Below are 25,207 nucleotides of genomic sequence, written 5' to 3'. Positions count from 1 at the left end.
CTTGAATGAGGAGACCATGATGGAACAGAGAGTTGCAATCACCGGTATCGGTGCCGTATCGCCGCTCGGTAACACGGCGCTTGCTACCTGGGCGGCCATGTGCGCCGGCACGTGCGGCATCGGCCCGATCACGCACTTCGATACCGATGCGTTTGCCGTTAAGGTGGCGGCCGAGGTCAAGGGTTTTGACGGCAACGAGTACTTTGGTAAGCGTGACGCCAAGCACCTGGACCCCTGCGTTCAGTTTGCCCTGGCAGCGTCGGACGAGGCCATGCACGATGCGGGCTTTGATGTCGAGGGCGCCATCGATCGAGAGCGCCTGGGCGTCTACGTGGGCTCGGGCGTGGGCGGCATGACGACGCTCGTCGACAACGTCCATACGATTGCCGAACGTGGGCCCCGCCGCGCATCGCCCTATATGATCGCGATGATGATCCCCAACATGGCATCGGGCAATATCGCAATCCGCCACAAGGCAAAGGGCCCGACCCTGCCCGTGGTGACCGCGTGCGCAACCTCGGCCCATGCGGTGGGCGAGGCGTTCCGCGCCATCAAGCACGGCTATGCCGACGCGATCCTCGCGGGCGGCGCCGAGGCGGCCATTATCCCCGATGCCGTTGCGGGCTTTACGTCCTGCCGCGCATTGACCACCAACCCCGATCCCGCGACGGCCTGCCGTCCGTTCGATGCAGACCGCGACGGCTTTGTGATGGGCGAGGGCGCCTGCGTGCTCGTACTCGAGAGCATGGAGCATGCACAGGCGCGCGGTGCGCACATTTATGCCGAGGTCGTGGGCTACGGCAACACCGATGATGCCTATCACATCACGAGCCCTGATCCCGAGGCTGCCGGCATTGCCCGCGCGATATCGCTGGCGGTGACCGAGGGCGACGTCAGGCCTTCCGAGGGTCTCTACATCAATGCCCACGGCACATCTACCAAGCTCAACGATTCGTCCGAGACGGCGGGCATTAAGCGTGCGCTCGGCGAGGACGCGGCGCGCGCCGCGCACGTCTCGTCGACTAAGTCGATGACCGGCCACATGATCGGTGCCACGGGCGCCATCGAGGTCATGGCCTGCGCCATGGCGCTCGAGCAGGGCGTGGTGCCGCCGACCATTAACTACCACACGCCCGATCCCGCCTGCGATCTTGACTACACGCCCAATCGCGCAGTTCGCGCCGACCTTACCTGGGCGCTTTCGACCAACCTGGGCTTTGGCGGACACAACGCCGCCATCGCGCTGCGTAGATATACGAGGAGCTAGAGCATGGATTCCAAAAGACTTGCCGAGATAGCCGATGTTATGGAGGACCGCGGCCTCACGCGCGTGCGCGTTGAGGAGCCCGATGGCACCGCGGTCGAACTCGAGCGCGCGAGCGCCGCACAGCCGGTTGCCGTGCCCATGCCCATGCCGAGCGCTATGGCCGCTCCAGTTGCAGCTCCCACAGTCGCGCCTGCCGCACCGGAGCCCGCCGCGCAGACACCTGCCGCCGCACCGGAGCCCAAGGGCACCGAGGTGACCGCTCCCATGGTCGGCGTGTTCTATGCTGCCCCGGCGCCGGGCGACGAGCCGTTTGTGCATGTGGGCTCCAAGGTCAAGGCCGGCGAGACCCTCTGCATCATCGAGGCCATGAAGGTTCTCAACGAGGTGACGGCCGAGGCAGACGGCGAGGTGCTCGAAATCTGCGTGGCCGACGGCGACCTCGTGGAGTTCGGCAGCTGCCTCATGAGGATCGGATAGGTGATATCCATGAACAAAGAAGAGCTTAAAGAACTGTTACCGCATCGAGAGCCGATGCTTTTGCTCGACGAAGCCGAGCTGGTGGGCGACGAGGCCCACGGCAAGATCACGATTACGGGCGACGAGTACTTTTTGCAGGGGCATTTTCCGGGAAACCCGGTCGTCCCCGGCGTGATCCAATGCGAGATGCTCGCCCAGAACTGCTGCGTGTTGCTGATGGGCGATGAGGAAGCGCGCGGCGCGACGCCGTTCTACACGAGTCTGGACAAGGTGCGCTTTAAGCGTCCGGTGCGCCCGGGCGACACGGTGGATCTGGTGTGCTCCATCACGCGTGCGCGCGGGCCGTTCCGCTTTGCGACGGGTACTGCGAGCGTCAACGGTGAGGTTTGCTGCCGCGCCGATATGTCTTTTGCACTCATGCACGAAAGTTAAGGAAGGCTTCATGTTCGACAAAGTGCTCATCGCCAACCGCGGCGAGGTCGCGGTCCGTGTTATCCGCGCGTGCCGCGATATGGGCATCAAGACCGTCGCCGTCTATTCCACGGCCGATGTGGACGCGCTACACGTGAAACTTGCCGACGAGGCGTATTGCATCGGCGGCCCGCGTCTTGCCGAGAGCTACCTCAACGACGATGCCGTGCTCACCTGTGCCGTAAAGTCGGGAGCTAAGGCAATTCATCCCGGCTATGGCTTCTTTTCCGAGAAGGCGAGCTTTGTGCGCGACTGCGACAAGTATGGCCTGGCGTTTGTCGGTCCTTCGGCCGAGGTGATCGACAGCATGGGCGACAAGGACGCCGCACGTCGAACGGCTGCCGCGGCGGGCGTGCCCATCGTGCCGGGCTGCGATTTGCTCAAAAGCCCCGAGGAGGCGACGGCCGAGGCCGAGCGCATTGGCTGCCCCGTGCTTATTAAGGCGCGTGCAGGTGGTGGCGGTCGCGGCATTCGCAAGGTCGAGCGCGTGGAAGATGCGGCAAAGGCGTTTATCGAGGCGCGCGCCGAGGGCGAGGCCGTTTTTGGCGACGGCGAGTGCTACATGGAGAAGTTTGTCGCGCCGGCGCACCACGTCGAGGTGCAGATTATGGCCGATAAGCAGGGCCATGTGTTTTCGCTTGGCGAGCGTGAGTGCTCGGTGCAGCGCCGCAACCAAAAGCTGATCGAGGAGAGCCCCGCGCCGTGCCTCGACGGACACGACGACATTCGTGCTCGCATGCACAAGGCGGCGCGTGACCTGGCTCGTGCCGTTGGCTATGAGGGAGCCGGTACCATCGAGTTCCTGTATTCGGACGACGGCAATTTCTACTTTATGGAAATGAACACGCGCTTGCAGGTGGAGCATCCGGTTACGGAGTTTGTGACCGATACCGACTTGGTCAAGTGGCAGCTGCGCGTGGCAGCCGGCCAACCTCTGCCCTTTGAGCAGGAGGACATGCCGGTCCGCAACCACGCCATGGAGTGCCGCATCAATGCCGAAACGCCGGACTTTCTGCCGTCATGCGGAACGGTCACCGCGTTGCGTGTGCCGGGTGGTCCGCGCGTGCGCTGGGATTCCGCCATGTTTACCGGTGAGAACGTTCCGCCGTACTACGACTCCATGCTCGGCAAGCTCATCGTGTGTGCGCCCACGCGTGACGGCGCCATTCGCAAGATGCGCTCGGCCCTAGGCGAGCTCGTGATTGAGGGCGTGAGCGAAAACAGCGAGCTTCAGCTCGACGTGCTGGCAAACGACGAGTTCTTGTCGGGCATGTATCACACCGATCTGATGGGGCATCTCTATGCTGATGAATAGAAAAGCGAAGACGGTCAATGTCCTTGAGGGGCCGATAACCGAGTCGTGCGCCGAGTTTCCCGCGCGCCACGTGTTTATCAAGTGCCCGGAGTGCCGCCGTGTGATCGATGAGGCACGCCTACACGACAACCTCGAGGTCTGCCCTCGTTGCGGCAAACACTTTCGCGTGAGCGGTCGCGCGCGCATGCGCATGACGGTCGACGAGGGCACGTTTGAGGAATGGGATGCCAATCTGGCGTCGGAGGACTTCCTCTCGTTTCCCGGCTATGCCGATAAGCTCAAGAGCGTGAGCGAGCGTTCAGGCGAGCGCGATGCCGTTGCGTGCGGCAGGGGCAAAATCTGCGGTTGCGATACCGCGCTCTTCTTTATGGACGCCAACTTTATGATGGGCTCGATGGGGTCCGTGGTGGGCGAGAAGATCTGTCGCGCATTTGAGCGTGCGACCGAGCTGGGATTGCCAGTTGTCGGCTTTACCGTTTCGGGCGGTGCGCGCATGCAAGAGGGCGTGACCTCGCTTATGCAGATGGCCAAGATTTCTGCGGCGGTTAGGCGCCACAGCGAGGCGGGCGGCCTGTATATTACGGTGCTCACCGACCCCACGACCGGAGGCGTAACCGCGAGTTTTGCCATGGAGGGGGACATTATCCTGGCCGAGCCCGATGCCCTGACGGCATTTGCCGGCCCGCGCGTGATCGAGCAGAACATGCACAAGCGCCTGCCCAAGGGATTCCAGCGCTCCGAGTTTTTGCTGGAGCACGGCTTTTGCGATGCCGTTGTTCCGCGCGGCGAGATTGCGCTCACGGTGGGCGAGCTGCTGGCGCTGCACGAGGGGCATGCGCCCGGCCTGGGGGCACCGCATGAGATCGTGCATACGGGTCGCCGCGGCAAAAAGCTGGGACACTTGTTCAAGCGCTCGACGGCACCAAAAACCGCGCTCGAGATTGTCAAGCAGACCCGCTCGGCAGATCGCGCCACGGCGGGTGAGATGATCTCGCTGGGCCTGGATGGATTTGTGGAGCTGCACGGCGACCGTTACTTTGGCGACGACGCCGCTGTGGTGGCTGGCATTGGCTGGAAAGACGGACGCCCCGTAACGGTCATCGCCATCGAGCGCGGCACCACGACCAAAGAGCGTATGCGCCGCAACTTTGGCATGGCGCATCCCGAGGGCTACCGCAAAGCGCGTCGCCTTATGCGCCAGGCCGAAAAGTTTGGTCGACCGGTTCTGTGCCTGGTCGATACTTCGGGCGCGTTTTGCGGCATCGGTGCCGAGGAGCGCGGTCAGGGCGAGGCGATTGCCCAGAATCTCATGGAGATGAGCGGCCTTAAGACGCCGATTGTCTCGGTGGTGACAGGCGAAGGCGGCTCTGGTGGCGCGCTGGCGCTGTCCATGGCCGACCGCATCCTGATGCTCTCGAGCTCGGCCTATTCGGTCGTGAGCCCCGAGGCCTGTGCGTCGATCCTGTGGAAGGATACCGAGCGCGCGAATGAGGCCGCCGAGGCGCTGAAGCTCACGGCCCCCGATCTGTTGGCGCTCGGCATCATCGACGGCATCGTTGACGATAGGGGCCTGTCGCATGAGGAGATCGCCGGTGCCGTCATGTCCTCGGCATTTGATGCCTTCGATACGCTTGGGCGGCTCGACGACGCGACCCTCACAAACCTCCGCTACGAAAAGTACCGCGCAATCGGTCAGTACCGCACGATGTGACAAAGGGACAGTCCGCATGTCACATTGGGAAAGGCGTTCCATGCCACAAGTTTCTAACACCTCGTTTACGACGACGGTTTCATCAAACGCCATGGCCGTGGTGGACTATCTGTCCAAAAGCATGATGTCGGCGCTGCCGTTTATTGTCTGCGCGGCGTTGTTCCGCACCGTCGCCGTCATTATGGGCGAAGGCATGCTGGGCCTATGGTCTGCCGATTCCGAAATCTATCGCCTGTTCTACAGTTGGCTCTATAACGCCGGCTACTACTTTTTGCCCATTTATCTTGGTTGGGCGGCCGCCCGCCAGCTCGGTTGCTCGGAGCAGCTGGGCATGATGCTGGGCGGCGTATTGATTGCGCCCGATCTGCTTAAGCTCGTCGATGCCGCATCGACGACGGGGGCATCGATGACTTCCGTGTATGGTCTGCTTCCCGCGCCGGTCAACGATTACACGACGACTGTTATTCCGGTTCTCATCTCGGTGCCCGTGCTATGGCGAGTGGAGTGTTTCTTTCGGCGCGTTATCCCTAAGGCCGTGGCGTTTTCGTTCGTTCCGTTTGCGACCATGCTTGTTATGGTTCCGGTTTCGCTGTGTATTACGGCGCCGGCGGGCAGCTATCTGGGCATGCTGTTGGGCCAGCTTATGTTTATGCTTGGCAATTCCGGTGGCATCGTGTCGCTGCTCACGCTCATGGGGCTTGCCGCGGGCTGGGAGTTCCTAAAGATCGCGGGCGTCAGCAACGTTGTCCTATCGCTCGCCTATGCGCAGTTTATGAGTGTGGGAACGGATTCGTGCATCCTGATCGCCGCGACGATGGCAACGTTCGCCGTTTGGGGCATGCCTTTTGGCGCGTCGCTCCGCGTTGCGGATAAGGATGAGAAGGCGCTCATGCTGGGCTATTCAATCTCGGGTGTTCTTGGCGGCGTAAGCGAGCCGGCGCTGTACGGTTGCGGCTTTAAATATGGCAGGTGCCTGACGTGCATGGCCATTGGCGGTGCCGTCGGAGGCCTTGTTGCGGCCGTGGGGCACGTTACGGCCTATACCATCGGCATGACGAATGTCCTCATGGTCATTGGCTTTGCCACGGGCGGCATCCCGAACCTGCTGTGGTGCTGCGTTGCCGGTGGCACGGCATTTGCGGTGTCTGCGGCGCTGAGCTACTGCTTTGGCGTGGTGCCGGCGAAGGGGCAGGCGGCGGGGGATGGAGCCGATTTGCCCGAAACCTCTAAGAGCGCGGCCGAAGTAAGCGCGTAAACCTGTGCGGCACAAGGACGATTCCTTTGCCACATTCCAAGGCCGTGGCCCGTGTGGGTCGCGGCCTTTTTGTATCTGGGGGACAAAGTGGCTACACTACAATCCGTTTGAACAATAGATATATAAGTAGCACCGTGGGGGCGGATGTAGATGGTCGAGTGGATTGTTAAGCGTGCGCAGGGCGATCGTGCGCGTGTGGGCACGTTAGCGGGCATGGTGTGTATTGTCGCCAATGTCGCGCTTTGTGCTGCGAAGGGTGCAATTGGTGTGGTTTCGGGATCGGTTTCGATTGTGGCGGATGCCATGAACAACCTATCCGATGCCAGCTCGAACATCGTGAGTGTCCTTGGCTTTAAGCTGGCGAGCAAGCCGGCCGACCCTGAGCATCCTTACGGCCACGGTCGCTACGAGTATCTCTCGGGTCTGGTCGTGGCGGCGCTCGTGCTGCTGATTGGCGTTGAGCTGGTGAAGTCCTCAGTTGAGCGCGTCATCCACCCCGAACCTGTCGAGTTCTCGCTTGCCCTGGTGGCAGTTCTCGTGCTTTCGATGGTCGTAAAGCTCTGGATGGCGACCCTCAACCAAAAGCTCGGCGATCGCGTTGAGTCCGAGACGCTGCATGCGACCGCCCAGGATTCCAAGAACGATGTCCTTGCTACGGGCGCCGTGCTGGCGTGCGCAATTGTTTCGCAGGTGACGCACATCAATCTTGACGCATGGGTCGGCCTTGCCGTTGGCGCCTATATTGGCTGGAGCGGTTTTGAACTCATCCAGGATACGGTGAGCCCGCTTTTGGGCCAGACGCCCGATCCTAAGCTGGTCAAGCACATTCGAGATAAGATCATGAGCTATCCCGGTGTTTTGGGCGTTCACGATCTGATGGTTCACGACTACGGCCCGGGCAGGAAGTTCGCAAGCGCTCACGCCGAGATGGCGGCCGAGGCCAGCCCGCTGGAAAGCCACGACACGCTCGACAATATTGAGCAGGCGTTTAGGAACGAAGACGGCATGATTGTCACGCTCCATTACGACCCCATCGTGACCGACGATCCAAAGGTGGCAGATATGCGCCTCCGCATCAACGCGATGGCCAAACAGATCGACGGCCGTATTTCGATCCACGACCTGCGCTGCGTGCCGGGCCCTACGCACACTAACGTGATTTTTGACTGCGTGCGTCCTTCGGATTTAACGATGGGCGCCGATGACCTTAGGCGCACGCTGGCGCAGCAGGTGGAGTCCGAATATCCCAAGTCGATAGCCAAGATTACGGTCGATGAAGACTACGTCGGCGCGGCACGCGAGTAGGGCTGTATCGCTAGGGCCATTCGCGCAAAAGGGGAGACCATGAAGAAACTGTATCTGCTCCGTCACGGTCAGACGGAGTTCAATGTCAAAAAGCTCGTCCAGGGCCGCTGCGATTCACCGCTAACGGACTTGGGCCGTCAGCAGGCCGCAAAGGCCGCCGCATGGCTTAAAGCCCGCGACGTCACCCCCGACAAGGTAGTCTCGTCTCCTTTAAGCCGAGCCATGGCCACGGCTCGGCTCGTCGCAGGCGAGCTCCTCGGCCCGGACGCCGCCGTCGAGCCCTGCGAAGGCATCATCGAACGCTGCTATGGCTCCTTTGAAGGGGGCCCGCACGACGCACTGCCTACCGACGTCTGGGATCCGGGCGAGGACTTAATCCCCTTCGGAGGGGAGGGAAGTCAGGCGCTGCAAGAGCGTATGGTAAGCACGCTCGCTAATCTCATGAGCGCCGATGATGTTGAAACCGTCCTGGCAGTAAGCCACGGCAGCGCCAGCCGCCAATTCATCAAAGCCGCCGCCCCAGAGGGCTTCGAACTCCCAGCAAAGCTCCCCAACTGCGCCATCATGATCTTCGATTTCGATGAGGCGCGAGAAGAGGACGATACGCCCCAATGCAAGTTTACCTTGCAGCAAATTGTGGATCCCCAACAAAGTAATTAGCTGAACGAGCAAGGTTTAGCAGACATCAACGTGGCGTTCCCAGTGTGCGGCGGAGGGGGCGGGCCTGAGACATATTAAGGTTGTCGCGAGTTCCGCACGAACAGGAGAGCACTTAATGTGCTCTCCGTCGTGAGCAGGACTGTAGAGCAGCAACCTTAATATGTCTCAGGCCCGCCCCCTCCGCCGCACACTGGGAACGTGCCACGCACTTTACCTGCGTAAACAATGTGAGTGAAATATGAATCTCGATGGATACGCCCGCAGCCGTGTATACTAAACAGCTGTGTGAAACCAGGGGAGTATTCTGGCTGGACAAAATGCCTGCTTAATAGGGTTGTCAGGTAGTCCGGACGCAATACAAGGCTGGGGAGCACGTCGTGTAAGTAGTGGTCCTCTAGGGGCGTACGCTCGGTGGTGTATGCATTGTCCCAAGACCACGCGAGAGTTGGGATCATATCTTGATCAGCATGATTCTCGGCCGCAAGATTGGCATGACCCAGGTTTGGGACGAGGACGACAACGTCGTTCCCGTCACGGTCATCCAGGCTGGCCCCTGCGCTGTCTCGCAGGTTAAAACTCAGGCAACCGACGGCTATGACGCCGTCCAGATCGGTTTCGGCGACATCAAGGCCAAGAACGTGAACAAGCCCATGGCTGGTCACTTCGCCAAGGCTGGCGTCGAGCCTGTCCGCTTCCTTCGTGAGGTCCGCGTCGAGAACGGCGAGGAGCACAAGGTCGGCGAGGTCGTCACCGTCGCTGATTTCGCTGATGTCGAGAAGGTTGACGTCATCGGTACCTCCAAGGGTAAGGGCTTCCAGGGTCGCATCAAGCGCTGGGGTCAGCGCCGCGGTCCTATGACGCATGGTTCTCACTTCCAGCGTCACCCCGGTTCTATCGGTCAGTGCGCCTATCCTGCGCGCGTCCTCAAGGGCGTCAAGATGGCCGGTCACATGGGTAACGAGCGCGTTACCGTCAAGAACCTTTCCGTTGTCCGCATCGATGCCGAGCAGAACCTCATCTTGGTCAAGGGCGCTGTCCCGGGTGCCAAGAATGGTCTCGTCGCCATCCGTATGGCCTAAGGGCCCAGCCCATTTAGCCCAGCGTCATACCAAGGAGAACACTTAAATGGCAAAGTTTGAAGTAAAGAACAGCGAGGGCAAGAAGGTCGCCGAGGCCGAGCTCGCCGCTGAGGTGTACGGCATCGAGCCGAACATCCACGTTATGCACCACATCGTCAAGTGCCAGATGGCCTCTTGGCGTCAGGGCACCCAGTCCGCTAAGGGCCGCTCTGAGGTTTCCGGTGGCGGCAAGAAGCCTTGGCGTCAGAAGGGCACCGGCCGTGCCCGCCAGGGTTCCATCCGTGCTGCCCAGTGGCGTCACGGTGGCGTTGTCTTCGCCCCCAAGCCCCGTTCTTACGCTAAGCGTATGAACAACAAGGAGGTCAAGCTGGCTATGCGCTCCGCGCTGTCCGCCAAGCTGGCCGATGGCGAGCTCGTGCTCGTCGACGACTACGGCTTCGAGAAGCCTTCCACCAAGGCTGCCGTCGCCATGCTCAAGGCTCTCGGCCTTGAGGGCAAGCGTCTGACCATCATCGTTCGCGATGAGGACGTCAACGCCTACCTGTCGTTCCGCAACATTCCCAAGACGTTCATCATCACCGCTGACGAGGCCAACACCTACGATCTCGTCAACAACAACGCTGTGTTGATGCCCGCCGACATCGCCGCTCACTTCGGGGAGGTGCTTGCATAAATGACCGCCCACGAGATCATCATCCGTCCGATCGTGTCCGAGCGTTCCTTCTCCGGCATGGAGCTGAACAAGTACACGTTCGAGGTCGCCAAGGATGCTAACAAGTATCAGATCAAGGACGCTGTCGAGGAGATCTTCGGCGTCAAGGTCGTTCGCGTGAACACCCTGACGGTCAAGCCCAAGACCAAGCGCGTGCGCTATGTCGCCGGCAAGACCCGTTCTTGGAAGAAGGCCATCGTCACGCTGGCCGAGGGCGACACCATCGAGGTCTTTGGCAACCAGGCCTAAGACTCGCTGCTGTTGAGTGAGCTCATGCCTCCCAAATAGGGGAGGCGGGAGCTCAAGGTTTTGGGCGTATAAAATGGACACGCCCGGAACCGTGTATACGTCCGGTGTCATCGCACCCGAGGCAGAACCTCGAATCCCTGTCTGCGATGGCTAACGGATTCCTATTGAAAGGGATTGTAATGGCTGTAAAGCACCTTAAGCCGACCTCCGCTGGTAGGCGTTGGCAGACGATCTCCGACTTCTCCGAGATCACCTGCACCAAGCCCGAGAAGTCTCTTCTCGAGCCCCTGCCCAAGAAGGCCGGTCGTAACAACAACGGCCGCATCACCACCCGCCACCAGGGCGGCGGCGTGAAGCGTCGTTACCGCGTGATCGACTTCAAGCGCAACAAGGACGGCGTGCCCGCCAAGGTTGCCACGATCGAGTACGATCCGAACCGTTCCGCTCGCATCGCTCTGCTGCACTACGCTGACGGTGAGAAGCGCTACATCCTGGCCCCCAAGGGCCTCGAGGTCGGTCAGACCATCATGTCCGGTTCTGACGCCGACATCAAGCCGGGCAACGCTCTGCCCCTCGCCGACATCCCCGTCGGTACGCTCATCCACGCCGTCGAGTTCCAGCCGGGCAAGGGCGCTGCTATCGCCCGTTCCGCCGGTAACTCCTGCCAGCTGATGGGTAAGGAGGGCAAGTACGCTATCGTCCGTATGCCTTCCTCCGAGATGCGCCGCATCCTCGTTACCTGCCGCGCCACCGTCGGTGAGGTCGGCAACGCCGATCACTCCAACATCGTCATCGGCAAGGCCGGCCGTAAGCGTCACATGAACGTGCGCCCGACCGTCCGCGGTACCGTCATGAACCCTGTCGACCACCCGCACGGCGGTGGCGAGGGCAAGAACCACACCTCTGGTCGTCCCTCTGTTACCCCCTGGGGTAAGCCGACGAAGGGCCTTCGTACGCGCAAGAAGAAGAAGGTCTCGAACCAGCACATCATTCGTCGCCGTAAGAAGTAATTTCGGATACCGAGTTTTAGGAGAAAGCACTTATGAGCAGAAGTCTCAAAAAGGGCCCGTTCGTGGAGACTCGCCTTCTCTCGCGTATCACCGCGATGAACGAGGCTGGCAAGAAGGACGTCGTGAAGACCTGGTCCCGCGCGTCCACCATCTTCCCCGAGATGGTTGGTCACACCATCGCCGTCCACGACGGCCGCAAGCATGTGCCCGTGTATGTTACCGAGTCCATGGTTGGTCACAAGCTCGGCGAGTTCGCGCCGACTCGTACGTTCCGTGGCCACAAGGCCAAATAGGGGGTTAACCGTAAATGGCAACTAAGTCTATTGAAACTGAGGCCACCGAGGTTCGCGCCGTCGCTAAGTACGTGCGTGTTTCCCCCAGCAAGGCCCGCCTGGTGGTCGATCTGATCCGCCGCAAGCCTGTCGCTCAGGCCTTCGACATCCTCCACTTCTGCGACCGCGCCGTCGCCGTGGATGTCGAGAAGGTTCTCCGTTCCGCCGTTGCGAACGCCGAGAACAACAACGGTCTGCGTGCCGACAACCTGGTTGTCGCCGCTGCCTATGTTGACGAGGGTCCGACGCTTAAGCGCATCCGTCCCCGCGCCAAGGGTTCCGCTTCTCGCATTCTGAAGCGTACTTCCCACATCACCGTCGTCGTTGCTCCTCGAAAGGAGGCGTAAAGCTGTATGGGTCAGAAAGTCTACCCCACCGGCTTCCGTCTTGGCATCACCGAGAACTGGCGCTCCCGCTGGTTCGCAGAGAAGGATTACGCTAAGACCCTCGGTAACGATCTCGAGATCCGCAAGTACCTCGAGAAGCGTCTTTCCCGCGCAGCTGTCTCCCGCGTCGAGATCGAGCGCGCTGGCGACAAGGTGAAGGTCATCATCCTCACCGCTCGCCCCGGCGTTGTCATCGGTAAGAAGGGTGCCGAGATCGATACCCTCCGCACCGAGCTCGAGAAGGTCGCTGGTGTCTCCAAGGGCCAGCTCTCCGTCGACGTTGTCGAGATCAAGCGCCCCGAGCTCGACGCCAACCTCGTTGCTCAGTCTATCGCCGAGCAGCTCGAGGGCCGCGTTGCCTTCCGTCGCGCTATGCGCAAGGCTGTCCAGTCCGCCCGCAAGGCCGGCGCTAAGGGCATCCGTATCCAGTGCTCCGGTCGTCTCGGCGGTGCCGAGATGGGCCGTCGTGAGTGGTACCGTGAGGGTCGCGTGCCTCTGCACACCCTCCGTGCCAAGATCGACTACGGCACGGCTGTCGCCAGCACCACCATGGGCGCTTGCGGCGTGAAGGTCTGGATCTACCTGGGCGAGAAGCTCCCGGGCCAGCCTGTTCCCAACCCTGCACTCGAGGGCTCTTCCCGTCCTCGTCGTCGTAACTCCGAGAGGAGGGGTCAGTAGTGCTTGCCCCTAAGCGTATTCTTCACCGCAAGGTGCAGCGTGGTTCCATGAAGGGCCAGGCCAAGGGTAATACCGAGCTGCATTTCGGCGAGTTTGGTATCCAGGCTCTCGAGGCCCATTGGATCACCAACCGTCAGATCGAGGCCGCTCGTATTGCCATGACCCGCTACATGAAGCGTGGCGGTCGTGTCTACATCACGATCTTCCCCGATAAGCCCATCACCAAGAAGCCTGCCGAGACTCGCATGGGTTCTGGTAAGGGTAACCCCGAGGAGTGGGTGGCCGTCGTCAAGCCCGGCCGCATCATGTTCGAGGTCAAGGGTGTTCCCGAGGAGGTCGCTCGCGAGGCTCTGCGTCTTGCGCAGCACAAGCTCCCCATCAAGACCAAGATTGTTGCTGCCAAGAACGCTGAGCAGCGCATCGAGAAGGAGATGGCTGAGGAGGCCGCTCTCGAGGCCAAGTGGGCTGCTGAGGACGCCGCCGCCGCCAAGGAGGAGAACTAATGAAGCCCGCAGAGATTCGTGAGCTCTCGGACGCTCAGCTCGTTGAGAAGCTGAAGGAAATGCGCGCCGAGCTCTTTAACCTTCGTTTCCAGATGGCCACCAGCCAGCTGGACAACACCGCTCGCGTCAACACCGTGAAGAAGGACATCGCTCGCGTCCTCACGGAGCAGCGCGCCCGCGAGATCGCAGCGGAGAAGTCCGCTGTCGCCGAGTAGGACCTAAGGAGAGAACATGACTGATTCGCGTAACTCGCGTAAGGTCCGTACGGGTGTCGTTACCTCCGTCTCCGGTGCCAAGACCATTGTTGTCACCATCACCGAGCGCAAGCGTCACCCCAAGTACGGCAAGATGATGACCAGCTCCAAGAAGCTGCACGCTCACGACGAGGAGTGCACGGCTGGCGTGGGCGATACCGTCCGCGTTATGGAGACCCGTCCTATGTCCAAGATGAAGCGTTGGCGCCTCATCGAGGTCGTCGAGCGCGCTAAATAAGCAGTCGCTCTTACGACTTGTACGTTTCCGAAGATGTGCGTATGCCTGGCTTGCATACCACGGGCCGTATAAAGGCTGCGCACCTCTCTTCGGTTCTTAGTTCGGAGGAACATCTACCATGATTCAGATGCAAACCATGCTGAACGTCGCCGACAACTCCGGCGCTCGCAAGATTCGCTGCATCAAGGTGCTTGGCGGTTCCAAGCGTCGTTATGCAGGCATCGGCGATGTGTTCATCGGTGCTGTCCAGGAGGCTACCCCTGGCGCCAACGTCAAGAAGAAGGACGTTGTCCGTTGCGTCGTCGTTCGCACCGTTAAGGAGATCCGCCGCAAGGATGGCTCCTACATTCGCTTTGATGAGAACGCCTGCGTTGTCATCAACAACGATGGTTCGCCCGTCGGCACCCGTATCTTCGGGCCCGTCGCTCGCGAGCTTCGTGACAAGAAGTACATGAAGATCGTCTCGCTCGCTCCCGAGACCCTGTAGTTAGGGGAGATATATGTATATCAAGAAGGGCGATAAGGTCCAGGTTCTCTCTGGTAAGGATCGCGGCAAGCAGGGCGTTGTCCTGCGTGCTCTCCCCGCCGAGAACAAGGTCGTTGTCGAGGGCGTTTCGGTCGTTAAGAAGGCCGTCAAGCCCAACGCTGCCAACCAGCAGGGCGGCATCGTTTCGCAGGAGGCTCCCATCGACGCCTCCAACGTCAATCTCGTTTGCCCCGAGTGCGGTAAGGTTACCCGCGTCGGTCACGAGAAGGACGGCAAGAACAAGCTGCGCGTCTGCAAGAAGTGCGGCCACAAGTTCTAAGCTGCCCGCAACATCAAGTTGCTAGCAAAGGCCCGGATGCCCCACGGCACCCGGGTCTTTTTCTATCCCTACTCATTGGGGACAGACTTAAATGAGTGGCCGTTGATTGGCAGTCATTGGGGACAGACTTAAATGGCTAGTCGTTTGGGACGTTCTTAAACGACTAGTTGATAGGGACGGTCTTTAGATCTGTATATCTGGCCATCTAGGATAGGCTTCAACGAAAGCGGCACCTAGGGACAGTCCTTCGATGTCTGGTGCCCCCAGAGGAGTGAAGTAATACAGCTGGCTCTGTCTTTAGGGCTTTGGTGCTCCGCCCTTATATGTTTCACAAGGATTGTCGCATGCGCATTTACGCGCAGAGTCTTGCGCGATGATGCGCATGGCCGCGCAAATATCTGCTAACTATTGTTAAATAATGACCGATAAACAAATAAACACGCAAATACAAGCAGAAGCGCGCGCAATTGTGCGAATATAGGGCTGTTAGAAATGAAGGACTTCCGATGACTCAGGAGGCACTCATGGCAGATTCCAAACAGGCTCCGCTCGACGCCGAAGCAACCGCTAAGGCGGCGTTTGCCTCGGTCCAGGATCGGCCGTTCCCCGACGACATTTTTACGGCTCCCGAGCTTCGCTGGGCTGTGATCGGTTGCGGCGTTATCGCCAACCAGATGGCCCAGTCTCTAGCTCTTGCCGGCCGCAAGCTTGCGGGCGTCGCAAACCGTACGCTATCCAAGGCTCAAGCTTTTGCCGAGCAGTATGGCATCGAGAAGGTCTATGAGACGGTCGAGGACCTCTACGCCGATCCGGATATCGACGCCGTCTATATCACCACGCCGCACAACACGCATATCACCTACCTGCGAGCCGCTCTGGCAGCTGGCAAGCACGTGCTCTGCGAAAAGGCCATTACCCTCAACTCTGCCGAGCTCGACGAGGCCCGTGCCATCGCCGACGAGCACAACGTGGTCCTTATGGACGCCACCACGGTGCTCCACATGCCGCTGTATCAGGAGCTGCGCCGTCGCATGGATGCGGGCGACTTTGGCCGCATGAACCTCGCTCAGCTCAACTTTGGCAGCTACAAGGAGTACGGCGATCTGACCAATCGCTTCTACAACCGCAACCTTGCCGGCGGCGCCATGCTCGACATTGGCGTGTATGCCCTGTCCGTCATGCGCCTCTTTATGGCAAGCCAGCCCGCCGAGGTCGTTTCGCTGGGCAACACCTGTGAGACCGGCGTGGACGTTGCAGGCGGCATCGTCTGCCGTAATGCCGAGCAGCAGCTGGGTGTTGTGAGCCTTACGCTCCACTCCAAGCAGCCCAAGCGCTCGGTTATCAGCTTTGACAATTGCTATGTCGAGGTCAACGAGTATCCGCGCGCCGATCACGCGACGATCGTGTGGACCGCGGACGGTCATCGCGAGGAGGTCGCCGCGGGCACCGAGGCTTATGCCCTGTGCTACGAGATGGCTGACCTCGAGCAGGCCGTCGCCGGCGACGATTCCAAGCGTGAGCTTCTGGATTATGCTTCTGATGTGATGGAGCTCATGACCAAGCTCCGCGCCGATTGGGGAGTCGTCTACCCCGAGGAGGAGTAAGCGATGCTTGCGGAAGATAGGCTCAATACGATCGTGTCGATGGTGCAGCAGGCTGGCTCGGTAACGGTGCCCGAGCTTGCCGATGCCCTGGGCGTGACGGCCTCTACCATTCGACGCGACCTACAGACGCTCGACCGAGCGCACCGCATCGCCAAGGTGCACGGTGGCGCGACAAGTCTTGAGCGCGCGCACGTGACGCGCGACCTAACGATCAGTGAGCGCAGTGATCTCCATAACGACGACAAGGAGCGTATCTGCGCCCGCGCCGCGGCGCTCGTGGAGCCCGAGAGCTTTGTGTACATCGATTCGGGTTCGACAACGCTCAGACTCATCGAGCATCTTCCGCATCTCGAATCGGTCACCTATGTGACTGATTCCGTGCTCCATGCTCAGCATCTCGCTGTGCGCGGCATGCGCACCGTGGTGCTGGGCGGCGAGCTTAAACCCGAGACCGAGGCGCTCGTTGGCCCCGATGCCTTGGCAACCTTAGACCGCTACAACTTCAACTGTGGCTTTTGGGGCTCTAACGGCATTGCCGCCGAGCAGGGCTTCACGGCGCCCGATATCGAGGAAGCACAGGTCAAGCGTATCTCGATGCGCCATACCGCCAAACGCTTTGTAATCTCGGACGCCAGTAAATTTGGCATGGTGGCGCCCGTCAAGTTCGCGGACTTCCGCGACGCAACGATTATCACTGCGGGCGAGGTCCCCGCCAAGTACCGGGCAATGGACAACGTCATCACTGTCTAACAGCGAGACAAGGCCAAAACCACCACGAAGGTGCCTGTCCCCATTGTGGTGGTTAGTAACGAAAACCGAGTAGTTTTCTCAATAGAAAAGCGGCAACGTCCATCACGGGCGTTGCCGCTTTCGTTGTCTGCCGGTTTGTCTAAGTCTGTAACAACTGGACCGTTAAAAGTGGGCTAGGTGTTGCAGATTGAGATTTTCCCTTGAGGGGGATTCGAATGTCTCGATCTGTAACAGATAGACCGGAAAATGGGTTCTAACTGTTACAGATCGAGACGTTTTGGGACCGCGGCTGAGCCATTGCGGCAAAACCACCACAAAGGTGCCTGTCCCGATTGTGGTGGTTTAGGGCTCCCAGGGGCAGGGGGCTTCGATGTGGATGTGCTCGCCGGTTACGGGATGCGTGAAGGACACGCTGTGGGCGTGGAGCATCAGGCCGCAGGGGCGCGGCGTTCCGTACAGGTCGTCGCCAACCAGGGGATGATGCTCGCTTGCCAGGTGCACACGGATTTGGTGCTTGCGGCCGGTGAGCAACTCGACATCGATATACGAGCGCGTGGGCAGGCCACGACGGCTCTTAAGGCGTTTGAGCACCTTCACGCGCGTTTGAGACGGCTTGCCGCTGGCGCCGACGCGCATCTTTCGGCTGTCGTGACGGTCGCGGGCGATGGGCTTGTCGATGAGCTTTTCGTTCCAGTCGATCTTGCCCTCGGCGAGCGCCAGATAGTGCTTTTCGAAAGCGTGGTCGATGACCATCTGGTCAAAGGAGGGCTGCGTCTGCTTGTCGAGCGAAAACAGCACCACGCCGGTGGTGTCACGGTCCAAGCGGTTGAGCGGCTGCATGTCGGTCGCGGCAAAGCCGTCGCCCATCGCCAGCAGCAGGTCGCTGGCGTAGTCGGTGAGCGTGCGCTCTCCGGTGCCGTCGCCGTGGACGATCATGCCGGCGGGCTTGTCGATGGCCATGAGCCAGGCGTCGCAGTAGAGGACTTGAGGTTCTTCGTTCACGTGTTAGCCTTTCGGTTAGCTGATTCCCACAAACATGCAGCCCGAGGTCGCCCCGCGTAGGCGGGCGGCGGGCTTGCGGCCGGCCTGCGCTGCCTCGACGGCGCGACGGACGCGAGCGACGGCACGGGCGATCTCATCCGTTTCGAGCAGCGTTCCGTCCACCATGAGACGACGCACGCCGGCATCGAGCAGCTGAGGAACCTGAGGCGTGAGGTCGATGGGGTAGGCGTCGTACAGGCGTGAGCGGCCGTGGATGTCGGTACGCACCGGCATGACCTTTCCGTCGATATTCTTGAGCGAGAGCTTGCGGGCACGCAGGCGGCAGTTGGCGCAATCGTGGATGCAGCCGTTGGCAACCTGCAGAATGCAATGCTCGCTTGTCATGACGCGCGGGCGGCCAAAGACGGTGATGCCCAGAGCCGCGGGCGCGGCGGCGCCGAGCGAGACAATCTCGTCGAGCGTGATCTCGGGCGAGAGCCAAAACGCACCGGCTCCGCGCCCGGCAAGCGCCTCCATGCAGGGCGTGTTGTGCACCGGCAGGCAAGAGCGAATCTCGGCCGTGGCGCCAACCTGGGCGGCCAGGGCAAGCTCAGAGATGTTGCCAATAGCGACCGTGGCGCCGGCAACAACCCACGGGTCGACGCGTACGTGGTCAACGGCGCGGCAGACCTCGTCGAGCACGGGTACGATGCCCTGCTCAAATGCATCGGCGGGGGAGAGCTCGGCCGCATCGAGCGCGTCGGTGGTCATGTAGATGCGCGTTACACCCTCGGCGCGAGCGGCCTCGGCGGCCTCGAGCGAGGTGACGGTGGCGTAGATCTGCGGCTCATCGCGGTAGTGCTCGGGCGCGGGGCGGGAATCACTGGTTACAATCGCCGGCAGCTCGAGCGTTTTCGCGCGCTCCTCGTACGGTGCCAGAATGGCCTCTTCCAGCGCCTTACAAGCGGCGGCGCGCACCTTGTGCACGGCGGAAAAGCCCATACCGCAGCCGGCGTCGAGCGAAACGTCAAAGCTTGCGGCCTCAAAGGGAGAGGAGCCCATGCGCCCGACGTGCTCAACCAGATCGGATGCCTCGACGGCGCGGGTCTTGGCAGCCTCGACGGTAAAGCCCGTGGCCGTGGCCGTAAGCGAAGGGTCGTCGCAGCAGGTGAGCGTAACGGTAAACGGCTCGCCCAGACGCGCCACAACGGACACGTCTACGGCGCGGCGGCGCAGCACATCGCGTTTGAGCGCAGCCCCGGCGGCGTCAATGGCGCGCTGGCTTCGAATCACGCGCACGCGGCAGCCCTCGGGCATGCTGCGGGGCACGCGGCACTCGATGATGTCGCCTGCGGCGGCATCATCGGCGGCAATGGTGGTCAGGAACTGGTCAAACTCGTTATCGTGACGAAGCTCCAGCAGGTCGCCCTTGCCCACGGGCTCAAACAACTCAATGCGGGCGATGGCGGCGCGGCGACGGCGGTCGTCGGGCTTGAGGCCGCGCACATCGCGGTTGGCCGGGCGGCTGCCCAGCACCGTGCCCACGATCTGGCCGCGGTTGTTGGAGCGCTCGTAGCTCATCATCTCGTCACCCGAGGTACCGTCTTGGTAGGCGTGCGTAAAGTCGCGGTTAAAGCAGCGCTTGAGCTGTCGCTGACGGGCTGCATCCTCATCCTTGGAGGTCGAAACATCGGCCAGCATGTCATCAATCTGATGACGATACACGTCGACGATGGAGTACACGTAATCAGGGGCCTTCATGCGGCCCTCGAGCTTGAGCGATGCGGCGCCGGCGTCATACAGACGGCGAACAAGCTGCGAAGTGTTGGTGTCGCGCGGGCATAGCGCACGCTCGCGACCGGCAGGGGAGAGCGAGCGGCCGTTCTCGTCGATCAGCTCGTAGGGCAGGCGGCAGGGCTGGGCGCACATGCCGCGGTTGGCCGAGCGGCCCGCCATGGCAAAGCTCGAGAGCAGGCACAGGCCCGAGTAACAAAAGCAGATGGCACCGTGGCTAAAGACCTCGAGGTCCACATCGGGTGCGGCGTCGTGGATGGCGGCGATCTCGTCAATGGAGAGCTCGCGCGACAAGGTCACTCGGTCGGCGCCCTGCTCACGGCACCAAAGGGTTCCGCGGTCGTCGTGGATGTTTGCTTGGGTTGAGATGTGCGTCTCGATGCCGGGCATGGTGCGCTTGACTTCAAAGAACAGACCCCAGTCCTGGATAATGAAGGCGTCGGCGCCCAGCGTGGAGCAGCGATAGATGAGTTGCAGCGCATCGTCCATCTCGGACTGCTTGATGACGATGTTGACCGTGACGTAGACGCGCGACCCGGCTAGATGTGCGGCGCGGCAGGCTTGCTCAAAGGCCTCGTCGGTAAAGTTGGTGGCCTTGCGGCGGGCGTTGAAGCTGCCCATGCCGCAGTAGATGGCATCAGCGCCAGCGGCGAGTGCGGCGGCAAAGGGCTCGGGTCCTCCGGCGGGCGCTAAAAGCTCGGGTCTGCGGTTGGTGGTTCGACTGGCGGTTGCGGTCATATCCTGCCTTTCAAAATGCTCAGACACTCAAAAGTATAGTGGCGTCGCTGCGGTGGGCGACGCCCGCAGCCTAAGCAGGACAAAGTCTTCAGCAGCTTGGACTGGCTGCTCCACATGAGAACCGTTCAGCGGTTCGGGGAAACCGTTGGGCGATAAAATATTCTCGCAAGCTGATAATATTCTTGCATCAAACAGAAACCTTGAGTACTATCCCAATCAAGCGCGGTGTTCAGACCGAACTGTGCCTCCCGGTGTGAACACCGCGCTCACGCTCTCTCAATTGATCGTAAGGAGAAAAACATGAGCAAGACCGTCGTGTCTTCCGATAACGCACCCGCAGCCATCGGCCCGTATTCCCCCGGTATCCAGGCCGGCAACATGGTGTTCCTGTCCGGCCAGCTGGGCATCGATCCCGCAACTGGCAAGATGCCCGAGGGCGTCGAGGCCCAGGCTAAGCAGTCCCTCGCCAACGTCGAGGCCCTGCTGACCGCTGCCGGCGCCACCTTTGCCGATGTCGTCAAGACCACGGTCTACCTGGCCGACATCGCCGACTTCGCCGCCGTGAACGAGATCTACGCCTCCAAGTTCGAGGCCCCGTTCCCCGCGCGCAGCGCTTTCCAGGTTGCCGCCCTTCCGGCTGGCGGTCTGGTCGAGATCGAGGTCGTCGCCGCTCTCTAAGGCGTTGGCCACAACTAAACATGACATGCAAAAAGACCCTGCAGCGCGTGCGAGCTGCAGGGTCTTTTGTCAAGTGACGGATCGCTTGTGGAGCCGCGCTTCATTTTGCTCGTTAGCCTTCCTTGCGGACTTTTTGCAGGTAGCGATAGACGCTGGGCTCTGAGATGCCCAGCGCGGAGGCGGCGCAGGCCACGGCGCCCTTGAGCATGAACACCCCGTTACCGTTGAGGTGGCGAATGACGTCCACGCGGTCGCTCTGACCAAGCGACGCTACATCCAGCCCGCGCGCGCTCAGCAACTCGGCAATGCTGCGGTCGATGAGCTCCTGTGTGGACTCCGAAAGGCTTTCGACCTCGATAGGGGCGGGCTCCGTGCGCGTCGGCGCCGCGTCGAAGCACGCCATGAGCTGCTGCGCCATGGCGTTGATGGAGCGCACGGTCGAGAGGTCGGTGTTGACGCAGAGCATACCGACGATCTCATCATTCTCGCGGATAAAGTACGTCGCTGACTCCAACGTCTTGCCGCCGGCACCGCGCCCCTCGTAGCCCGTAATAAACGGCAGGTCGCGATACTTGGCGTCGTGCATGATCTTGAGTGCCAGATCGGTGGCGGGACCGCCGACCTTGCGGCCGCTCACGATGCCGTTGCGAATATCGACGATGGCGTGGTCGGGATCCGAGAAATCGTGCAGCACGATTTCGCTGTTTTTGCCGAGTATCTGCTCCAGAAAATCGACCATCGGCAAAAAGCGACGTACGGTCTCGTTCACGGGCAACTCCTTTGGGTGAAATCGGAAATGTTCATAACAATTTTTTCTCATGGTAACACGCTGCCCATCATCTCGTATATCCGCAGGTACATTGCGTAATGCAGACGAACGGTAGGAATTTAGCGGTAAACGGTTGACCAAAAGAAATGTTAGATGTTATTTTGACCAGACACTTTCCTGACCTGCGGAAATGCGTAATTTCAGCTGAAGAATAGTCTGATAACAAAAAATTATTATTGAGAATGAGAATCATCTTTAATACGATATGCAATGAAGGCACAACCTCAACCCCGCACTGCGTCACAATAGAGCGTCAGATGCGAAAACAACTACTTCGAGGATTGGTGGTCAAATGACCCAGGAGACGGTTACGAACGGCACTGAAGCCCTGTTCACTCGCGAAGGCATGCCTCCCGTTAAGGAAATGATCCCGTGTGCCCTTCAGCACGTACTGGCATCGTTTGCCGGCATCATTACCCCGGCGGTCATCATGGCCGGCGTCTACGGCTTTAATAGCCAGCAGAGTACCGACATCATCCAGGTCGCGCTCATTCTTTCGGCGATCGACACGGCCCTTCAGGCCTTCGCTCCCTTCCGTCGCATCGGCGGCGGCCTGCCCATCGTCATGGGCGTTTCGTTCGCGTTCCTGCCGGCCCTGCAGGCCATGGGCGCCTCGGGCTTTAGCTTTGGTGCGCTGCTGGGTGGCGAGATCGTCGGCGGCGCCGTCGCGGTCCTCTTTGGTCTGGCCTACAGCAAGATCAAGTGGCTGTTCCCGCCCGTCGTGACCGGTACGGTCATCTTCTCCATCGGCGTTTCGCTGTATCCCACGGCCGTCAAGTATATGGCCGGCGGTATGGGTACGCCGCTGTGGGGCACCCCGCAGGCCTGGTGCGTCGCTCTTATCACCTTCGCCGTGGTCTTTGCGCTCGCCAACTTTGGCAAGGGCACGCTCAAGCTGGGATCCGTGTTCTTTGGCATGATCGTTGGCATGATCGTCTCCATCCCCTTTGGCATGATCGACTTCTCCAGCGTCGCCACCGCTCAGGTCTTCGCTCTTCCCAAGCTCATGCCCTACGCGCTCGAGTTTGATCCCGAGGTCTGCATTACCCTCGCCGTCGTGTTCCCCATGGTTGCCATCCAGGTTATCGGTGACGTCTCCGCCGCCTGCCTGGGCTCCATCGACCGTATGCCCACCGAGCGCGAGCTCTCCGGCGCTATCGTGTCCCAGGGCCTCACCTCTATGGTCGGCGGTCTGCTGGGCGGTCTTCCCACCAGCGCCCTTGGCCAGAACGTGGGCATCATCTGCTCCAACAAGGTCGTCAACAAGTGGGTCTTTGTGATCATTGCGGCCGTCTTTGCCATCGCCGGTCTGTTCCCGCAGCTCTCTGCCGTCCTTTCCGCTATCCCGCAGCCCGTCATCGGCGGCGCGACCGTCGGCGTCTTTGGCACCATCACCATGAACGGCGTGCGCATGTTCACCCGCGAGGGCCTCACGCAGCGCACTACCACCATCGTCGGCACCTCCGTCGTCTTTGGCCTGGGTATCTGGATGGCCAGCGGTTGCCTTGCCGGCGAGGGTATGCCCGCCTGGGTGTCCACCGTCATCGGCTCCAATGCCGTAACCCCCACCGCCATCATGGCCATTGTCCTTAACCTGATCCTTCCGCAGACGCCGGTCGTGGCTCAGCACATCGATGCTGCTAAGGACGCTGCCGTGGATCTGGTCTTGCCCGAGAGCAAGAAGTAACCAATTCGGTGCTATTCGTCGGCGGACGCATCGCCTCGTCCGCCGACGCCATGCGGCACCAAGCCGCACTTCAAAGGGTTTGTCCCTTTGGTGAAGCGTTGACGGGAGAGGGCCCGTTTCCGGTGTAGGCCGGCGCTTCGCACTCCGCCATGTCAGAGGTGTCAAACCCCGCCTCTGATGTTGAAGGGAGCATCCATGCTTCTGGTCGCTAACGGTTCCGTCTTTACCCGCAACGCTCAGACCCCGTTTATTCCAAACGGTGCGGTCGCCATTGACGGAGATACGATCGTCGAAGTGGGCCCCGAGCGCGAGCTCAAGGCCAAGTACCCGGATGCCGAGTACGTCGATGCCCAGGGCAACCTCATCATGCCCGGACTCATCAACTGCCACACCCACATCTACTCGGGTCTGGCCCGCGGCCTTGCCATTAAGGGCTGCAACCCCACCAACTTCTTGGAGAATCTCGAGCAGCAGTGGTGGAAGATCGACGACAACCTGACGCTCGACGGCACCAAGGCCAGCGCCTATGCTACGATTTTGGACTCCATCCGTGATGGCGTCACCACGATCTTCGATCACCATGCGAGCTTCTGCGAGATTCCGGGAAGCCTCTTTACCATTAAGGATGCAGCTCAGGAGCTGGGCATGCGTTCGTGCCTGTGCTACGAGGTCTCCGATCGCCGCGGCCAGGAAAAGTGCGACCAGGCCATTGCCGAGAACGCCGAATTTGCCCAGTGGGCCGCCAAGGAGCGTCGCGATAACGACAACCACATGATCGCCGCCATGTTTGGCGGACATGCTACCTTTACGCTTTCGGACGAGACCATGGATAAGATGGCCGAGGCCAACAACGGCCTGACCGGCTTCCACATCCATGTGTGCGAGGGCATGAACGACGTGTGGGACTCCCGCCTCAACCGCGGTGGCATCAGCCCCGTCGAGCGCCTGCTGCAGCACAACCTGCTGGGTCCCGACACCATGCTGGGCCACTGCATCCACGTGACGCCTGCCGAGATGGATATCGTCAAGGAGTCCGGCACTTGGCTGGTCAACAACCCCGAATCCAATATGGGCAACGCCGTGGGCTGCGCCCCCGTGCTCGAGTTCTTCCGCCGCGGCATCCCCGTGTGCATGGGCACCGACGCCTACACCCACGATATGCTCGAGAGCCTTAAGGTCTTCCTGATTATTCAGCGCCACAACGCCGCCATGCCCAACGTGGGCTGGTGCGAGGCCATGACGATGCTGTTCGAGAACAACGCCAAGATGGCGAGCAAGTACTTCGATCGCAAGCTCGGTGTGCTCGAGGCCGGCGCTGCCGCCGACGTTATCGTTATGGACTACAAGCCCTTTACGCCGCTGAGCGAGGAGAATATCGACGGCCACATGCTCTTTGGCATGATGGGCAAAAACTGCCGCACCACCATCATCAACGGCC

The 25,207-nt window shown here is 60.8% G+C and carries 27 protein-coding genes and 1 pseudogene; 25 read left to right on the top strand and 3 right to left on the bottom strand.

All coding sequences use genetic code 11. The features are described 5' to 3' along the window. Positions 1-19: 19 nt before the first annotated feature. The 22 genes and pseudogenes from fabF (at position 20) to ARB25_RS00705 (ending at position 17,062) form a co-directional block, all read left to right on the top strand. Positions 20-1,267, top strand: a complete 1,248-nt coding sequence (gene fabF, locus ARB25_RS00810) for a beta-ketoacyl-ACP synthase II (RefSeq protein WP_055285192.1) — start codon at positions 20-22, stop codon at positions 1,265-1,267. Between the two features lie 3 nt (positions 1,268-1,270). Further along, positions 1,271-1,744: an acetyl-CoA carboxylase biotin carboxyl carrier protein gene (gene accB, locus ARB25_RS00805; RefSeq protein ID WP_022094191.1), complete on the top strand. Its 474-nt coding sequence runs from the start codon at positions 1,271-1,273 to the stop codon at positions 1,742-1,744. Positions 1,745-1,753: 9 nt separating this feature from the next. Then, positions 1,754-2,176 carry a 3-hydroxyacyl-ACP dehydratase FabZ gene (gene fabZ, locus ARB25_RS00800; protein ID WP_006235025.1) on the top strand — a complete coding sequence of 141 codons (423 nt, stop codon included), beginning with the start codon at positions 1,754-1,756 and terminating at the stop codon, positions 2,174-2,176. 10 nt (positions 2,177-2,186) lie between these two features. Next, entirely contained in the window at positions 2,187-3,530 is a 1,344-nt protein-coding gene (locus ARB25_RS00795; RefSeq protein ID WP_055285191.1) for an acetyl-CoA carboxylase biotin carboxylase subunit, read from the top strand. Further along, positions 3,517-5,241: an acetyl-CoA carboxylase, carboxyltransferase subunit beta gene (gene accD, locus ARB25_RS00790; RefSeq protein ID WP_055285190.1), complete on the top strand. Its 1,725-nt coding sequence runs from the start codon at positions 3,517-3,519 to the stop codon at positions 5,239-5,241. Before ARB25_RS00795 ends, accD begins: the two co-directional genes overlap by 14 nt. Before the next feature lie 40 nt (positions 5,242-5,281). Further along, positions 5,282-6,496, top strand: a complete 1,215-nt coding sequence (locus ARB25_RS00785) for a PTS sugar transporter subunit IIC (protein ID WP_055285189.1) — start codon at positions 5,282-5,284, stop codon at positions 6,494-6,496. A 150-nt stretch (positions 6,497-6,646) separates the two neighbouring features. Continuing rightward, a complete protein-coding gene (locus ARB25_RS00780) occupies positions 6,647-7,801 on the top strand; it encodes a cation diffusion facilitator family transporter (protein WP_055285188.1) in 1,155 nt (384 codons plus the stop codon). A gap of 39 nt (positions 7,802-7,840) precedes the next feature. After that, the gene (locus ARB25_RS00775) at positions 7,841-8,461 is read left to right on the top strand and encodes a histidine phosphatase family protein (RefSeq protein ID WP_055285187.1); all 621 of its coding nucleotides are present in this window, start codon (positions 7,841-7,843) and stop codon (positions 8,459-8,461) included. A 458-nt stretch (positions 8,462-8,919) separates the two neighbouring features. Beyond that, entirely contained in the window at positions 8,920-9,540 is a 621-nt protein-coding gene (rplC, locus tag ARB25_RS00770; protein ID WP_035137484.1) for a 50S ribosomal protein L3, read from the top strand. A 46-nt stretch (positions 9,541-9,586) separates the two neighbouring features. Then, on the top strand, positions 9,587-10,213 hold the full coding sequence (rplD, locus tag ARB25_RS00765) for a 50S ribosomal protein L4 (RefSeq protein ID WP_006235032.1): 627 nt from the start codon (positions 9,587-9,589) through the stop codon (positions 10,211-10,213). Beyond that, entirely contained in the window at positions 10,214-10,501 is a 288-nt protein-coding gene (gene rplW / locus ARB25_RS00760) for a 50S ribosomal protein L23 (RefSeq protein WP_022094197.1), read from the top strand. Between the two features lie 179 nt (positions 10,502-10,680). Continuing rightward, entirely contained in the window at positions 10,681-11,511 is an 831-nt protein-coding gene (gene rplB / locus ARB25_RS00755; RefSeq protein ID WP_022094198.1) for a 50S ribosomal protein L2, read from the top strand. 32 nt (positions 11,512-11,543) lie between these two features. Further along, entirely contained in the window at positions 11,544-11,804 is a 261-nt protein-coding gene (gene rpsS, locus ARB25_RS00750) for a 30S ribosomal protein S19 (RefSeq protein ID WP_006235035.1), read from the top strand. A gap of 14 nt (positions 11,805-11,818) precedes the next feature. Then, positions 11,819-12,190, top strand: coding sequence for a 50S ribosomal protein L22 (gene rplV, locus ARB25_RS00745; RefSeq protein ID WP_006235036.1), 372 nt, complete (start codon positions 11,819-11,821; stop codon positions 12,188-12,190). Positions 12,191-12,196: 6 nt separating this feature from the next. Beyond that, the gene (gene rpsC, locus ARB25_RS00740) at positions 12,197-12,907 is read left to right on the top strand and encodes a 30S ribosomal protein S3 (protein WP_006235037.1); all 711 of its coding nucleotides are present in this window, start codon (positions 12,197-12,199) and stop codon (positions 12,905-12,907) included. After that, positions 12,907-13,323 (top strand): annotated as a pseudogene (gene rplP / locus ARB25_RS00735) (50S ribosomal protein L16); the annotation flags it as partial. The gene rpsC and the pseudogene rplP, both read left to right, overlap by 1 nt. An 86-nt stretch (positions 13,324-13,409) precedes the next feature. Further along, complete coding sequence (gene rpmC / locus ARB25_RS00730) at positions 13,410-13,625, top strand: 50S ribosomal protein L29 (protein WP_006235039.1); 216 nt, start codon at positions 13,410-13,412, stop codon at positions 13,623-13,625. 16 nt (positions 13,626-13,641) lie between these two features. Then, on the top strand, positions 13,642-13,902 hold the full coding sequence (gene rpsQ, locus ARB25_RS00725; RefSeq protein WP_006235040.1) for a 30S ribosomal protein S17: 261 nt from the start codon (positions 13,642-13,644) through the stop codon (positions 13,900-13,902). A 118-nt stretch (positions 13,903-14,020) separates the two neighbouring features. Beyond that, on the top strand, positions 14,021-14,389 hold the full coding sequence (rplN, locus tag ARB25_RS00720; RefSeq protein ID WP_006235041.1) for a 50S ribosomal protein L14: 369 nt from the start codon (positions 14,021-14,023) through the stop codon (positions 14,387-14,389). Positions 14,390-14,402: 13 nt separating this feature from the next. After that, positions 14,403-14,708, top strand: coding sequence for a 50S ribosomal protein L24 (gene rplX / locus ARB25_RS00715; RefSeq protein WP_006235043.1), 306 nt, complete (start codon positions 14,403-14,405; stop codon positions 14,706-14,708). A gap of 524 nt (positions 14,709-15,232) precedes the next feature. Next, on the top strand, positions 15,233-16,312 hold the full coding sequence (locus ARB25_RS00710; RefSeq protein ID WP_082421804.1) for a Gfo/Idh/MocA family protein: 1,080 nt from the start codon (positions 15,233-15,235) through the stop codon (positions 16,310-16,312). A 3-nt stretch (positions 16,313-16,315) separates the two neighbouring features. Further along, positions 16,316-17,062 carry a DeoR/GlpR family DNA-binding transcription regulator gene (locus ARB25_RS00705; protein ID WP_055285186.1) on the top strand — a complete coding sequence of 249 codons (747 nt, stop codon included), beginning with the start codon at positions 16,316-16,318 and terminating at the stop codon, positions 17,060-17,062. A 342-nt stretch (positions 17,063-17,404) separates the two neighbouring features. On the opposite strand, the gene ARB25_RS00700 is transcribed toward ARB25_RS00705, so the two are convergent. Both ARB25_RS00700 and ARB25_RS00695 read right to left on the bottom strand, forming a co-directional pair. After that, the gene (locus ARB25_RS00700) at positions 17,405-18,064 is read right to left on the bottom strand and encodes an RluA family pseudouridine synthase (RefSeq protein ID WP_253276020.1); all 660 of its coding nucleotides are present in this window, start codon (positions 18,062-18,064) and stop codon (positions 17,405-17,407) included. A gap of 15 nt (positions 18,065-18,079) precedes the next feature. Next, the gene (locus tag ARB25_RS00695) at positions 18,080-20,575 is read right to left on the bottom strand and encodes a U32 family peptidase (protein WP_055285185.1); all 2,496 of its coding nucleotides are present in this window, start codon (positions 20,573-20,575) and stop codon (positions 18,080-18,082) included. 300 nt (positions 20,576-20,875) lie between these two features. On the opposite strand from ARB25_RS00695, the gene ARB25_RS00690 reads away from it, so the two are divergent. Beyond that, complete coding sequence (locus ARB25_RS00690) at positions 20,876-21,253, top strand: RidA family protein (RefSeq protein ID WP_055285184.1); 378 nt, start codon at positions 20,876-20,878, stop codon at positions 21,251-21,253. Positions 21,254-21,365: 112 nt separating this feature from the next. Here ARB25_RS00690 and ARB25_RS00685 read toward each other — a convergent pair whose 3' ends face one another. Further along, on the bottom strand, positions 21,366-22,022 hold the full coding sequence (locus ARB25_RS00685) for a helix-turn-helix transcriptional regulator (protein ID WP_253276019.1): 657 nt from the start codon (positions 22,020-22,022) through the stop codon (positions 21,366-21,368). A gap of 352 nt (positions 22,023-22,374) precedes the next feature. On the opposite strand from ARB25_RS00685, the gene ARB25_RS00680 reads away from it, so the two are divergent. Further along, complete coding sequence (locus ARB25_RS00680; protein ID WP_055285183.1) at positions 22,375-23,769, top strand: uracil-xanthine permease family protein; 1,395 nt, start codon at positions 22,375-22,377, stop codon at positions 23,767-23,769. Positions 23,770-23,964: 195 nt separating this feature from the next. Further along, positions 23,965-25,207: putative aminohydrolase SsnA (gene ssnA, locus ARB25_RS00675; protein WP_055285182.1), on the top strand; the 1,243-nt coding region annotated here is incomplete at its 3' end.

Origin of the sequence: Collinsella aerofaciens, assembly GCF_001405375.1 — a bacterium.
Taxonomy (GTDB): Bacteria; Actinomycetota; Coriobacteriia; order Coriobacteriales; family Coriobacteriaceae; genus Collinsella; species Collinsella aerofaciens_F.
Note: the sequence above shows the minus strand (reverse complement) of the source record. Positions and strands in the feature narration are given on the sequence as shown.